Origin of the sequence: Dactylosporangium sp. NPDC050588 (genome assembly GCF_040654975.1) — a bacterium.
GTDB classification, from domain to species: domain Bacteria; phylum Actinomycetota; class Actinomycetes; order Mycobacteriales; family Micromonosporaceae; genus Dactylosporangium; species Dactylosporangium maewongense.
The window spans coordinates 49,626-62,953 of record NZ_JBFAJA010000024.1 but is presented as its reverse complement, the minus strand read 5'-3'; the positions used below and the strand labels follow the sequence as shown (position 1 = coordinate 62,953).

Below are 13,328 nucleotides of genomic sequence, written 5' to 3'. Positions count from 1 at the left end.
TTCTCGACATCCGGGGCGCACGAATTCTGAATTGCGGTGCCGGTCCCGGGCCGAAGGGCCGGGCCGACCGCGCTCGCGGCGGCCGTCATGGGCACGGACGCCGACCTGCGGACGCTCGCCGCGCGGTTCACGCTGTCCCGGGAGGCCGTGATCCGCCGGTTCGCCCGCGAGACCGGGATGACGCCGCACGCGTTCCGCGTGGTCGCCCGGCTGAATGTCGCGCGGCGGCTGCTCCGGGCGGGGATGGCGCCGGCCGAGGCGGCGGCCCGGTCCGGGTTCGCCGACCAGAGCCATCTGGGCCGGCAGTTCCGCGCCGTGTTCGGCACGACGCCGGGGCGCTACCGCACCTTCGTTCCAGACAGGTGGTGACGAAGCGGCCAGGATCGGCGCGTGGACCTGATCGTGCTGCTGGGGGCGGGACTGCTGGGTGGCGTCGTCAACGCGCTGGCCGGTGGGGCGACGCTGCTGACCTTCCCGGCGCTCATGGCGGCCGGCCTGCCGCCGGTCGTGGCGAACGCGTCCAACGCCGTGGCGCTCTCGCCCAGCCACCTCGCCGCCGCCGTCGCCGACCGGGACAGCCGCCCCGCCGCCGACCGCCGGCTCCGGGGTCTACGCGCTGCGGTTCTGGTGAACGAACCTCAGCCGATGCGGATGACCATGACCTCGTCGTCGGCGACGTCGGCGACGCAGTCGTGGAGCAGGATGATGACGTCGCGCCCGGCGGCGCCCGCGTCGGCGGGGTCGATGTCGATGCGGTCCTCGGCGAACCGGTCGCGGAACTCCGCGTCGCCGAAGGCGTCGGGGTCGAGGCTCGGCAGGAAGGTGCGGTGCCGCGGGGTCAGCAGGACCGTGAACTTGTCGTCGTCCTCGGGCACGTCGTGGAGCAGCTGCTCGTACTCGGACGTGTGCAGGGTGATGCCGCGGTCGCCGAGCAGCTCCAGCACCGGCAGGATCACGTAGGCCGACCAGTCGAAGGACACGCGCAGCGGCGTGCCGAGCTTCTCCAGCACGGCCGCGGGATCGCGGGTGAACTCAGGGACCGAAGCTGCCTTGAGGGAGTTGAAGGTGGCCACTGCCGACATGGCGCTGACCGTACCGCAGGCCCGGATCGACCCACTGCGGGGGCGTCGCGGAAGCCAGGATCCGGCGGTGCAGCAGGACCGCGCCGACCAGTACAGCGGGCGCCGTGACCAGGTACAGCACGGCGCCGGGCGCGGCGAAGATCTCGGGGATCGGCACGATCACCAGGAACCGCAGCGACAGCACGGGCAGGATCAGCGCGATCACGCTCATCATGCCGAAGCCGGTGACGTACGAGCGGTGCCGCCACGCGAACCGCAGGTGCTGCTTCGCGCCGTGGACGCCGTGGTGGTGCAGCGACACGGCGAGCACCAGGACCCCGACGAGGAAGCCGTTGAAGAACAGCCCGACCCCGAACGCGACGGCGATGTTGAAGCCGGGCAGCAGCAGCAACGGCAGGAAGACCAGCCAGCCGACGTGCAGGACCACCGTCACGACGGCGGTCTGGCGCAGGCACACCAGCGACGCCCGCCACCAGGACGGCGGGGTGACGCCGCCGCCGGTCAGGGCGACCACGCTCCGGGTCATGAACGGCAGGAAGAACGCGCCGAAGAACATCGTCACCGGCACCGTCAGCGCCGTGATGAGCAGGTGGAACGCGGTCTCGGCCACCCACCGCATGACCCAGCCGAGGGCCCACCGCAGCGCCGACGGCCAGCTCGCGACGAACCCGAGCAGCCAGTCGACGGCGGCGTTGATCACCATCGAGACGCCCTTCTCGACGCCGAGGAGACAGACCGCGGTCAGCGCGACCGGCAGCAGCGCCCACAGCCACAGCCGGGGGCTGCGGACGAAGAGCGCGAGCCCGCGCCAGAAGAAGCCGATGCCGATGAAGAACCGGCCGACGCTGCTCGCGGCCCGCTTGGCGCCGGCGACGGTGTGCCGGGTCGCGGTCCCGGCGGCGCCGGCGACCCGGACGGCGGCCGCCTGCGCCGCGGCCTGCGCGGCGTGTGCCGCCTGGGCGGCGACCTGAGCGGCCTGCCCGGCCTGCGCCGCGGCCTGGGCGAGCCGGTCCCCCCGGACGCCGCTGGGCGATTCCAGGTCCGACGAGGCGCCCGACGGCGAGCCCGGCGAAAGGCTGGGCACGAAGGGCGCCGCGTACGGCGCGGCCGGCGGGCGCAGCTGTTCGTCCAAGACGTGCCTCCTCGCTGTCGGCGGGGGAGCGACAAGACGCAGAGCGTAGCGGCTCGCCGGGCGAGCCCGCAGGGTACCTCGTTCGTGTGTACCGCTGAACAGTCATGACTTCGTAAGGTCATCGGGTGGTGACGGACGGCGCGGCGGGGCTCGGCATCGATTTCGGCACCTCCACCACCGTCGCCATGCTCGCCGGCGCCGACGGGGTCGCCCGGCCGCTGCTGTTCGACGCGAGCCCGCTGCTGTCCTCGGCCGTGTTCGCCGCACCCGGCGGCGACCTGCTGACCGGCGCGGACGCGGAGCGGGCGGCGGTCGCGTTCCCCGCCGCGTACGAGCCCAACCCGAAGCGCCGCGTCGACGAGCGGACCGTGCTGCTCGGCGAGCGGGAGGTGACCGTCGTCGACCTCGTCGCCGCCGTCCTGCGGCGGGTCGCGGTGGAGGCCGAACGGTCCACCGGCGTGCCGCCGCCGACCGTGGTGCTGACCCACCCGGCAACGTGGGGACCGACCCGCCTCGCCGTCCTCGCCGAGAGCGCGGAGCGGGCCGGGCTCGGCGCCGTCCGGTTCGTGCCGGAGCCGGTGGCGGCCGCCGCGTACCTCACCGGCACCCTGCGGCAGGAGCTCCCGCCGGGACGGTGCCTGGTGGTCTACGACCTGGGCGCCGGCACGTTCGACGTCAGCGCGGTCCGGGCGACCGGCGCCGGCTTCGAGGTCGTCACGTCGGCCGGGATCGCGGACGTCGGCGGGCTGGACCTCGACGCGGCCGTCGTCGGCCTGGCCCGGGAGACCGCGGGGCCCGCGGTGTGGCAGCGGCTGGACCGGCCGCAGACCCAGCCGGACCAGGAGGCCCGCCACCAGCTGTGGCACGGCGCGCGGGCGGTCAAGGAGCAGCTGTCCCGGCACGCGACCGGCGACCTGCGGATCCCGGTCGCGGCCGCGACGATCCACGTGACCAGGGAGGAGTTCGAGGCGCTCGCGCTGCCGTACCTGCGGCGGACCGTCGAGGTGACGCTGCGGACCCTCCGTGCCGCCGGCATCGACACCGACGAGGTCGCCGGGCTGTTCCTCGTCGGCGGCGGCTCGCGGGTGCCGCTCGCGGCGACGCTGCTGCACCGGGCGACCCGCATCGCGCCGAGCGTCCTGGACCATCCCGAGCTCGTGGTCGCCGCCGGCAGCCTGCACGCGCGGCCGCCCGGCGACCCGCACACGGACCAGCCTGTTGACCCGCACATTCCCGGCCAGCGGCAGCCGAGCGTGCCGTTCGACGTGCCTTTTGACGTGCCTTTTGACGTGTCGCCGACGGCGCCGTTCGACGCGTTGCCGCCGGGGCTCGTGCTGCCGGAGCCCGCGACCGCCGTGCTGCCGGAGCCGCGCCTGCCGATCGACGGGGCGGTGTTCGAGCCGCTGCCGCCGGCGGAGCCGGCCTGGGAGAGCGAGCCGGTGATCGACCCCGTCGCCCCGGCGGTCCGGCCGGCGCGCACGGTCGCGGACTGGGTCCGCCGCGGCGGCGTGTGGGCGGCGCTCGCCGCCCTCGTCGCGGGGGTCGCCGCGGTGGCTGCCTGGTGGCCCGGTCCGAGCCCGTCGCGGCAGGAGCAGCACGCCGGCGTCACCCCGACCGTCACCCCCACCGCCGCCGTCACCCCCACCGCCGCCGTCACCGCCACCGGGCTCGGGGCCGCCACCGAGCTGCCCGGCCACGGCGGCGCGATCCTCGCCCTCGCGTTCGCGCCCGACAGCGCCACCCTGCTGTCCGGCGGCGGCGACTCGGCCGTCCGGCTCTGGGACGTCGCCGGGCACGCCGAGCGCGGCGGCCCGCTCACCGGCCACACCAACCCGGTCCGCGCGGTGCGGTTCAGCCCCGACGGGACCACGTTCGCGACCGGCGGCTACGAGTCCGGCCGCAGGTGGCGTACCGACGCGGCAACCGCGACCGGAGCGACGACCGCGGTCCCGGCGACCACCGGTGCCGCGCGCCCGACCGCGGGGATCGCCGACATCGCCTACCAGCGCGGCGGCACCCCGGTCGCGGTCGGCTTCGCCGGCGGGAGCTACCGCCTGTGGGACCTCGCCGCCGGCACCGAGCTCGGCCCGCTCGACCAGCAGCCGGACCCCGCGGCCGGCACCACCGCCGACGCCGTGCTCGACCCCGGTGGCCGGTGGGCCGCGTTCGCCCACGACCGCACCGTCGAGGTCCACACCGTCGACGGCCGCCACCGCCTGGCGGCGCTGACCACCAGCCCCGCGACCCGCCTCGCGTTCAGCCCCGACGGCCGGACCCTGGCGGTCGCCGCGTTCGCCGGGGGCGCGGCCGTCGTCGAGCTGTGGGACCCGGCCGCGGGCACGCTCACCGCCACCGCCACCGCCGGCGACCTCGGCCACACCGCGCGCATCACGTCGCTCCTGTACGACCAGCGCGCCGCACTCATCGCCTCCGGCGACGCCACCGGCCGGGTCGTCCTGCTCGACGCCCGCACCCGCCGGCGGATCGCCACCACCGGCCCGACCGGCGCCCCGATCCAGGCCCTCGCCTTCAGCCCCGACGGCGCCTGGCTCGCCACCGGCGACAGCCGGGGCATGATCCGCCTCCACCCGATCCGCCGCTGAGGAGCCCATAGCCAGCTTTTCCGGCGGGGCAGGCGGCCACTTTGTCGCGCCCCGCGGCTACGCTGCCCGGGTGCTGCCGGTGCTGTTCCTCGACGTCGACGGTCCGTTGATCCCCTTCGGCGCGGTCGCTGCGCGCTCGGCCCCGGCGACCGGCGGCGGCAACCCGCTGCTGTCCCGCATCGATCCCGCCCACGGCACCTGGCTCGCGGCGCTGCCGTGCGAGCTGGTCTGGGCGACCACCTGGATGGACGACGCCAACGAGGTCGTCGCGCCGCGGCTCGGCCTGCCCCGGCTGCCGGTCGTGGACTTCCCCGACGAGGACCCGCCGGGCCGGGTGCACTGGAAGACGCCCGGGCTCGTGGCCTTCGCGGCCGGCCGGCCGTTCGCCTGGCTCGACGACGAGATCGGCGCCGCCGACCGGGACTGGGTCGCCGCCCACCACCCCGCCCCGGCCCTGCTGCACGCCGTCGACGCCCGGCACGGCCTCACCCGCGCCGACGTCTCCACTGTGGCGGCGTGGCTCGAGAGCCTCAGCCCGTGAACCGCTCCACGTCGCCCTCCGCCACGGCGGCGTCGAAGGCCTTGGCGTCGACTGTTGAGCTCGCGGAGCAGATCCGCCCGATCGGTCGCCATTCCCGCACGCTACCGGGTTTTCTGTCGTACCCGGGCGGCATGATGGGGGTATGACCGAGTCGGTGTGGGACTATCCACGGCCTCCCCGGGTCGAGCCGACGGCGCGGCACATCGTCGTCCGGCACGCGGGGCAGGTCGTCGTCGACACGCGTGCGGCGCTGCGGGTGCTCGAGACGTCGCATCCCCCGGTGTACTACGTGCCGCCCGCCGACGTGGCGGTGCCCCTCCAGCCGACGCCGCACCAGACGTTCTGCGAGTTCAAGGGCGTCGCCACCTACTGGGACGTCGCGGGGGTGGCCGGCGGCGCGTGGTCGTATGAGGAGCCGGCGAGCGGATATGAGGCGCTGCGGGGCATGCTCGCGTTCTACCCGTCCAGGTTCGACGAGTGCACGGTCGACGGCGAGCGGGTCACACCCCAGCCGGGTGACTTCTACGGCGGCTGGCTCACCAGCGACATCACCGGCCCGATCAAGGGAGGCCCCGGCACGCTCGGCTGGTAGGGGTGCGGTCGAGGGCGGCCCCTGGACGTGGCCTCGGGTGGTCCGGTGGGGACAGTTCTCGCGGTGTCCCGTGGAGGGCAGTTTCTCGCGGTGTGCCGTGGGGCGGTCCCACGGTGTCGGGCGGGGGCACCTTTTTGGGGGCAGTTTTCGCGGTGTCCCGTGGGGCGGTTCCGCGGTGTCGGGTCGGCAGCATTCGCCGTGTCTCGCGGGGTGGTTTCGCGGTGTCCGGTGGGGGACTGTCCCGCTGCGTCAGGTGGAGGACAGTCCGGCGACCGCCGGGTGGCGGGACCGGTTAGGCTCGCCGACCGTGACAGGTTTCCAGCTCGGGGTCGACTTCGGCACGTCCACGACGATCGCGATGCTGCGGCGGCCCGACGGGCGGGTGCAGCCGTTGCTGTTCGACGGGTCGCCGTTGCTGTCGTCGGCGGTGCTGCTCGGGCCGGACGGGCGGCTGCACACGGGCCGGGACGCCGCCCACCTGGCGCGCAGCGCGCCGGAGCGGCTGGAGCCCAACCCGAAGCGGCGCGTCGACGACACCAGCGTGCTGCTCGGCGACGCGGAGGTCGGGGTCCGGGAGCTCGTGGCGGCGGTGCTGCAGCGGGTCGCGACGGAGGCCGCCAGGGTCGCCGGGCCGGTCACGGCCGTCACGCTGACGCACCCCGCCAACTGGGGCGCCGGCCGGCGCGCGGTGCTGGTCGACGCGGCGCGGCAGGTGGGGTTCGCCGACGTGGACCTCGTGGGCGAGCCGGTCGCGGCGGCGACCTACCTGGCCGCCACCCGCGGCGGTGAGCTTCCCGTCGGGGCCTGCGTCGTCGTGTACGACCTGGGCGCCGGCACCTGCGACGTCACCGTCCTGCGGCGGGCGCCGCACGGCTTCGAACCGGTCGCGTCCGACGGGCTCAACGACGTCGGCGGGCTCGACGTGGACGCCACGGTCGTCGCGTTCCTGGAGGCCACGTACGGCACGCTGTGGTCCGACGCGGCCGGCCGCCGGCAGCTGTGGGACGACGTGCGCTCGGCGAAGGAGATGCTGTCACGGGCCAGCGGCACGGTCGTCATGGTGCCCGCGCTCGGCAAGGAGGTGCCGCTGGGGCGCGAGCAGCTGGAAGGGCTCGCCCGGCCGGTGCTGCGCCAGACGGTCTCGATGACCAGGTCGCTGCTGACCGAGGCGGCCGTGCCGGCGTCGGCGATCGCGGGGCTGTTCCTCGTCGGCGGGTCGAGCCGGATCCCGCTCGTGGCGACCATGCTGCACGAGTCGATCGGGATCGCGCCGATCGTCGCCGAGCAGCCGGAGCTCGTCGTCGCCGAAGGCGCCCTGCACGCGACGGGCAGCCCGGCCGGCGCGGCCCCGGGCTCCCCGGTGTCCGGCCGGCCCGCGACGCCGAACCGGCCAGGTCCGGGCCAGCAGCCGTTCCAGCCGGCGGGGACGCAGCCTACGGGCTCCCCGGCGCACGGTTTCCCGGGAGCGGCGCCGGCCTCGCCCGCACCGGTCGCGTTCCAGCCCGGCCAGCAGACCACCGGCGCCCCCGTCTCCGGCACCCCGTTCTCAGCGGCGCCGTTCCCCGCAGGCCCGGCGGCGGGTCCGCCGACGACGGCGCCGTTCCCGGGAGGGCCGACGTCAGGTTCACCCGTGACAGCGCCCTTCCCGGGAGGCTCCACGTCGGGTCCGCCCGTGACGGGGCCGTTCCCGGGGCGCCCGACCTCGGCGCCGCCGACGACGGGGATCTACGACACCGGCGCGTACACGGGCGGGATGCCCGCCGCCGCGTTCCCCGACTCCACCGTCGCCGGCGGCATGCGACCGGCGCCGATGCCGGTGTCCGCCAGCCCGTACGCGTCCGCGCCCACGTCCGCGACGCCCGGCGGGCCACCGTCGGCGACGCCCGGCCCGCTGCCACCGGCCGCGCCCGCGTGGCAGCCGCCGGGTCAGCGGCCGGCCAGCAGCGGCGGCAGCCGGGCCGGCGGGATCGCGGTGGGCCTCGGGCTCATCCTCGTCGTCGTGCTGCTCCTCGGCGGCGGCGTGGTCGCGTACGTGCTGCTCAAGAGCGGCGACAAGGGCGGCGGCGGCACGCCGGGCAGCACCTCGACGGGCGGGCAGGCGAGCGGGCCCGGCAGGTTCCAGATGACGAAGCTGCCCCAGAACATCTGCCCCACCGTCGACCTGGCGCCGATCACCAGCCAGTACGAGGAAGCCGTCGGCGACCCGACGCCGTCGCGCAACCTGAACACGTACGCCGGGACCGCCTCCTGCACGGTGAGCCGGATGCACAAGTCGGGCAACACGGTGACGACGGCGTCGGTGATGGCGATGCCGACCGTCTACAAGGACGTGGCCTCCGGCTCCGCCGTCGCCAAGCAGCTGCGGGACTCCGCCGCGCTGAACGGCACCGTCACCGACGTCCCGGGCGTGGGGGAGCAGGCGTTCACCTACGCCGACCTGCAGCAGCCGGCCGCGCCGACATTCACGCTCGTCGGCGTCGACTCGAACCTGGTCTACACCATCACGCTGGTCGCCGGCACGGGCGGGAAGGCCCTCACCGACGCGCAGGCCCGCGACATGCAGAGCCGCCTGATCCAGGTGGGGAAGGGCACGTTCCCGAAGCTGGTGGCGGCGCTCTCCTAAGCCCGGTCCTGGATGAGCGTCACCGGGTTGCCGGACGGGTCGGTGACCTGCGCCTTGACGACCCAGCCGTTGTCGGTCGGCGGCATCGTCACGGCGCCGCCGAGCGCGACGGCCCGCGCGACCGCCGCGTCGAGGTCGGGCACGGCCACGCCCACGGTGACCGACGGTGATTCGGCGTCGACGAGCGCGCCGCGCAGGCCGCCCTCACCGGTGCTGACCTGCGCGTACCCGGGCCCGCGCGGGCTGACCTGCCAGCCGAAGAGTCCGGCGTAGAAGCGGTGCTGCGCACTCTCAGGCGCGGCGCCGTGGATGTCGAAGTGGACGATCGGACTGGTCATGGCTGCTCCTCGAATACGGCATCGGGAAAGTCACGCAGCCAGGCGGCGAGGTCGGCCACACGGGCGCGGTCGGTGCTGTACCACCGGAACGTGCCCTCCTTGTGCAGCGTCACCAGCCCGCACTTGCGCAGCACCTTGAGATGCTCCGACACGCTGGCCGCGGCGAGTCCAGACGCGGCCGTGAGCGCCCCCGCCGACTGCCGCTCGTGCCAGCAGTGCCGCAGAATCTCCCGCCGCGCCGGATGGGAGAACGCCCGCAACACCTCATCAGCGTCGTCCTCCGTCACGCCCCGACTATTTCGTCTCAACCCGAAATAGTCAAGCACCCAACTCTCGCCAGTGTCCTGCTGTCAGCGGAGGAGCCGGGCCTCCGGAGCGACGGCGGGCATACAGCCCCCGAACGACGATGGCGACCGGATTCCCCAGGTCGCCGACGAGCGCGTGCCGGATGAAGCCCGGAGGCCGGTCGGGCCTCCGGGCTGTCTTCGTCAGGGCTTCTTCGGGTCCTCTCCGTAGCCGTTGCACTGGCGCCCGCCGTTGATGCAGTAGGTCACCAGGTACGCCTGCCGTGCCGCGTCCCACCCGTTCATGAAGTCGTAGTGGAACGTGTAGCTGGCCCCCGACGAGTACGCCAGGTTCGACGTGTTGCCGCCGGGCAGCTTGTACGGCAGCTTGATCTCCAGCATCGGCAGCGGCACCGGGTGCGAGGCCGGGCACACCCCGCTGACCGGCCACGCCATGTGTGACTTGTGGTCGGCGGTGTCGAGGTGCACGCCGTCCCAGCAGCTCGGCGCGGTCATGCGGACGACCAGCGACGAGCCGGACGGGCAGGACGCGGGGATCTCGTTGCCCTTGTACCCCGGGCACTGCCAGTTGCCGGTGAAGTGTGCCGCGTCCGGGGTGCGGGCGTCGCCGACGAGCAGTTTGAAGCCCGCCGGGAACGGTTTGACGGTGCGGTAGTCCTTGACGTCGGACTTGTAGTACACGGTCGGCTTGTCGGGCAACACGGGGTTGCCGTTCTGCAGCAGGGTCGGGAACCAGTAGCCGGACGCGTCCTCCTGGTCCTCGCAGGAGGTGGCGCCGCCGACCAGCGACGCCGGGGTCGAGTTGGCGTTCGTGGCGGGGTTGCCGATGAACGAGTGGTTGTGGGAGGCGCCGGCGAGCCCCGGGAACACGATGGGGTCGTCGCCGAGCCGGTGGGTGACGGTGCAGTTGGCGTGCATCTCGTGGTACTGGGCGCGCGGCGGGTCGTCCGCCGCGGCTGCGGTGCCGAGCCCTCCGACGGTGGCGATGACCGTCGCCGCGACCGCGACGACGAGGACGCGCCGGGCCGGACTTCGCAGGGCACGGGGCAGCACGGACCTGATGCTCATAGCAACTCCTTGGCGGTGGAATCGAGCATCTCCAATGGGGATGAAACCCGACGCTAGCAGCGCGTTCTTCACGCCGACAACCGTTTGCCACCGCTTGCCAGATGGATCATCAGTCCACTGTGGACAGCGCTGCGGCGAGATCGGCGACGATGTCCTCGGGCTCCTCGAGACCGACCGACAGCCGCAGCATCGTCGCGTCGACGCCAGACGCGGCGAGCTCCTCGGCGCTCTGGTGCGCGAACACGAGCGACGCCGGGTGCGTGATGAGGGTCTCGGGGCCGCCGAGGCTGACCGCGTTGCGGCAGAGCTTGGTCGCGCGCAGCACCCGTACAGCCGCATCGGCATCCGCCACGGTGAAGGCGAGCATGCCGCCGTGCCCGCGCATCTGCCGGACGGCGAGGTCGTGCTGCGGATGGCTGGGCAGCCCGGGGTGGTGCACGGCCCGCACCGCCGGATGCTCGGCCAGGAACCGCGCGACCGCGAGCCCGTTGGCGTTGTGCCGGGCCATCCGCAGCGGGAACGTCTTGAGCCCCCGGGCGAGCAGCCACGCCTCGAACGGATGGCAGACCGGTCCGAGGACCCGCGCGGTCTCCCACGCCTTCGCGATCAGGGCGGCCGACCCGGTGACGACGCCGGCGGTGACGTCGCTGTGCCCGTTGAGGTATTTCGTGGCCGACTGCACGACCAGATCGACCCCGAAGTCGAGGGGCCGGGTGTTGTACGGCGTGGCGAAGGTGTTGTCGGCGATGATGATCGCGTCGGGGGCGGCCGCCCGCACGGCGCGCAGGTCGGTCAGGGTCATCGTCGGGTTGCTGGGCGTCTCGACATAGACGACCCGGGTCTGCCTGCCGGCCGCGGCGGCGAGCTCCTCCTGCGGCACCAGCCGCACCTGCCTGCCGAACGCGGGCAGCATCTCCTGCAGCAGCGTCAGCGTGCCGGTGTAGTGGCTCTTCTGGGCCAGGATCTCACCAGCGTTGGCGGCCACTGTGGACAGCAGGGCGGCGCTGACGGCCGCCATGCCGCTGCCGACCAGCAGAGCCGCCTCGGCGCCGTCGAGGTCGGCGAGCATCGCCTCGGCCTCGCGGGCGTTGGGCGAGCCATACCGGGTGTAGTAGCCGGTGGGCGCCACCGCGGCCGCGATCCGTGCGGCCTCGTCGGTGCGGGGCAGCTCATAGGTGCTGGTCTGGTGGATCGGCGTGACCAGCGGCGCCCCGCCCGCCTGCGGTGCGACGTGCGGGTGCAGCAGCCTGGTCATGCTCGCTTGCTTTTCCATGCGTTCAGCCTGGCACGGGCGGGTGGGTCGCGGCGTCGGGCCTTGGGCTGGCCGGCTTCTAGGTCTTTGGGCCTGGGTCTCGGGCCCCGGTGCTCAGCCGTGCACCCGCCACGGCTCGGCGCGCAGGCCACCGCGCTGGTTGATGCCGTCCTTGATGCGGTTGCCGAGGTCGCCGGAGATGCCGGGCGCGAGATAGGCCGGGATCTCCACGGCGTCGGCGGTGTACGCGTCGCCCTCGCCGTTGTACTCGACGCGCAGCGCGACCGGCCCTCGGTCGGTCTCCAGCACGACGAACACGGTGCCGTCGGGGTCGCCGCCCGGCGGGGTGCGCCGGCCGAGCATCATGCAGGAGGCGACCACACCGTACGGGGCGTTCGTGCCGGCGGTCAGCAGCCCGCACGTGCCGGGCTGGTGCGCCGCGAGCGCGTCGGACCGGGCCGGGAAGTCGGTCGCGAGCAGGTATCCGGTCACCAAGACGACCGCGCCGACGACCCCGCCGCACCACCACCAGAGACGATTCATGCCCACCTTGGTACCGGACGCCGTCCAGCGATGTAGTACCGGGGTGGTACTGCGATGCAGTCCCGCAGCGTGACGACGGTGCGGGTGCGCCGACCGTAGCGTCGCCGCATGGCTTTGCTCGCCCTTGCGCAGCGCTTGGAAGACAGGACCCCGCCGACCCGGGACCGTGCGGTCGACGGGCTGCGTGCCCTCGCGATCGGCGGGGTCGTGCTCGGCCACTGGATGGTGACGGCGCTGGTCACCGACGGCGGCGTGGTGCGCGGCGCCAGCCCGCTGCGGTTCATGCCCGACCTGGCGCCCGTGTCCTGGCTGTTCCAGACGCTCGCAGTGTTCTTCCTCGTCGGCGGGTACACCGCCGGCCGGCCGCGGACGCTGCCCTACCGCCGGTGGCTCGCGGCGCGGCTGACCCGCCTGCTGCGGCCGGTGCCACCGCTGCTCGGCGTGTGGGCGGTCGTCGTCGCGGCGATGCTGGCCGCCGGCGCCGCCGACCGGACCGTGCACACGCTGGTGAAGCTGGTCCTGTCGCCGCTGTGGTTCCTGCTGGTCTTCGCCGCGCTGACCGCCGTCGCGCCGCTGGTGTCGCGGCTGCACTGGCAGTGGCCGCTGAGCGTGGTGATCGCCGTGGACGTGCTGCGCTTCGGGCCGCTCGGGCCCGAGTGGCTCGGCTGGGTCAACCTGGCCGCGGGGTGGCTGGTGCCGTTCTGCCTCGGTGCGGCCTGGTCCCGCGGCGCACTCGACGTGCGGCGGACCGGCTGGACGCTGCTGGCCGGCGGGGCCGTGGCGACGGCGGTGCTGATCCGCTGGTTCGGCTACCCCGCGTCGATGGTCGGGGTGCCCGGCGAGGGCCTGTCGAACCTCAACCCGCCGACTCTCGCGGCGGTCACCTTCGGTCTCGCCCAGTGCGGGCTGGCGTTGCTGCTGCTCGAGCCGCTCCGGGCGGTGCTGCGCCGGCCGGTCGCGTGGGCCTGCGTCGCGCTGCTGAACCTGTCGGCGATGACGGTGTTCCTGTGGCACCAGACGGCGATGATCGCGGTGTCGCTGCTGGTCGACGGCACCCGCCCCGGCCTGCACACGATCCCCGACACGCCCGGGTGGATGGCGGCGCGGATCCTGTGGCTGCCGGCGTTCGCGGTGGTGCTCGCGGTGTGCTGGGCGGCGTTCCACCGCTTCGAACGCGGCCGCCCGCCCGCTGATGCGAATATTCGGATATGAGGGACATTTCCGAGTATGGCTCGTTATGTTCCGTTGC

Annotated in this window: 13 protein-coding genes and 1 pseudogene; 7 read left to right on the top strand and 7 right to left on the bottom strand. The window is 74.1% G+C overall.

What is annotated here, in order from left to right:
- Positions 1 to 87 precede the first annotated feature (87 nt).
- Both AB0I21_RS18550 and AB0I21_RS18545 read left to right on the top strand, forming a co-directional pair.
- Positions 88 to 369, top strand: coding sequence for an AraC family transcriptional regulator (locus AB0I21_RS18550; RefSeq protein ID WP_360562536.1), 282 nt, complete (start codon positions 88 to 90; stop codon positions 367 to 369).
- A gap of 21 nt (positions 370 to 390) precedes the next feature.
- Positions 391 to 591 (top strand): annotated as a pseudogene (locus AB0I21_RS18545) (TSUP family transporter); the annotation flags it as partial.
- A gap of 47 nt (positions 592 to 638) precedes the next feature.
- On the opposite strand, the gene AB0I21_RS18540 reads toward AB0I21_RS18545, so the two are convergent.
- A complete protein-coding gene (locus AB0I21_RS18540; protein WP_360562668.1) occupies positions 639 to 1,082 on the bottom strand; it encodes a hypothetical protein in 444 nt (147 codons plus the stop codon).
- Positions 1,033 to 2,214 carry an EI24 domain-containing protein gene (locus AB0I21_RS18535; protein WP_360562534.1) on the bottom strand — a complete coding sequence of 394 codons (1,182 nt, stop codon included), beginning with the start codon at positions 2,212 to 2,214 and terminating at the stop codon, positions 1,033 to 1,035. The genes AB0I21_RS18540 and AB0I21_RS18535 overlap by 50 nt, the downstream gene beginning before the upstream one ends.
- A gap of 125 nt (positions 2,215 to 2,339) precedes the next feature.
- Here AB0I21_RS18535 and AB0I21_RS18530 point away from each other — a divergent pair, with 125 nt between their 5' ends.
- The 4 genes from AB0I21_RS18530 to AB0I21_RS18515 all read left to right on the top strand — a co-directional run bounded on the left by AB0I21_RS18530 (position 2,340) and on the right by AB0I21_RS18515 (position 8,573).
- Entirely contained in the window at positions 2,340 to 4,817 is a 2,478-nt protein-coding gene (locus AB0I21_RS18530; RefSeq protein ID WP_360562532.1) for an Hsp70 family protein, read from the top strand.
- 79 nt (positions 4,818 to 4,896) lie between these two features.
- Positions 4,897 to 5,358, top strand: coding sequence for an HAD domain-containing protein (locus AB0I21_RS18525; protein ID WP_360562664.1), 462 nt, complete (start codon positions 4,897 to 4,899; stop codon positions 5,356 to 5,358).
- A 142-nt stretch (positions 5,359 to 5,500) separates the two neighbouring features.
- The gene (locus tag AB0I21_RS18520; RefSeq protein WP_360562530.1) at positions 5,501 to 5,950 is read left to right on the top strand and encodes a DUF427 domain-containing protein; all 450 of its coding nucleotides are present in this window, start codon (positions 5,501 to 5,503) and stop codon (positions 5,948 to 5,950) included.
- 307 nt (positions 5,951 to 6,257) lie between these two features.
- Positions 6,258 to 8,573, top strand: a complete 2,316-nt coding sequence (locus AB0I21_RS18515) for an Hsp70 family protein (protein WP_360562529.1) — start codon at positions 6,258 to 6,260, stop codon at positions 8,571 to 8,573.
- On the opposite strand, the gene AB0I21_RS18510 is transcribed toward AB0I21_RS18515, so the two are convergent.
- The 5 genes from AB0I21_RS18510 to AB0I21_RS18490 form a co-directional block, all read right to left on the bottom strand.
- Positions 8,570 to 8,911 (bottom strand): VOC family protein, encoded by a 342-nt coding sequence (locus tag AB0I21_RS18510; protein ID WP_360562527.1) that lies wholly within the window; start codon positions 8,909 to 8,911, stop codon positions 8,570 to 8,572. The two genes, AB0I21_RS18515 and AB0I21_RS18510, sit on opposite strands and share 4 nt — an antisense overlap.
- Positions 8,908 to 9,198, bottom strand: coding sequence for a metalloregulator ArsR/SmtB family transcription factor (locus tag AB0I21_RS18505; RefSeq protein WP_360562525.1), 291 nt, complete (start codon positions 9,196 to 9,198; stop codon positions 8,908 to 8,910). The genes AB0I21_RS18510 and AB0I21_RS18505 overlap by 4 nt, the downstream gene beginning before the upstream one ends.
- 201 nt (positions 9,199 to 9,399) lie before the next feature.
- Complete coding sequence (locus tag AB0I21_RS18500) at positions 9,400 to 10,284, bottom strand: DUF1996 domain-containing protein (RefSeq protein ID WP_360562524.1); 885 nt, start codon at positions 10,282 to 10,284, stop codon at positions 9,400 to 9,402.
- Positions 10,285 to 10,393: 109 nt separating this feature from the next.
- Positions 10,394 to 11,557 (bottom strand): PLP-dependent aspartate aminotransferase family protein, encoded by a 1,164-nt coding sequence (locus AB0I21_RS18495; RefSeq protein ID WP_360562522.1) that lies wholly within the window; start codon positions 11,555 to 11,557, stop codon positions 10,394 to 10,396.
- Between the two features lie 93 nt (positions 11,558 to 11,650).
- Positions 11,651 to 12,079, bottom strand: a complete 429-nt coding sequence (locus tag AB0I21_RS18490; protein WP_360562520.1) for a hypothetical protein — start codon at positions 12,077 to 12,079, stop codon at positions 11,651 to 11,653.
- Positions 12,080 to 12,187: 108 nt separating this feature from the next.
- Here AB0I21_RS18490 and AB0I21_RS18485 point away from each other — a divergent pair, with 108 nt between their 5' ends.
- A complete protein-coding gene (locus AB0I21_RS18485; protein ID WP_360562518.1) occupies positions 12,188 to 13,291 on the top strand; it encodes an acyltransferase in 1,104 nt (367 codons plus the stop codon).
- Positions 13,292 to 13,328 lie beyond the last annotated feature (37 nt).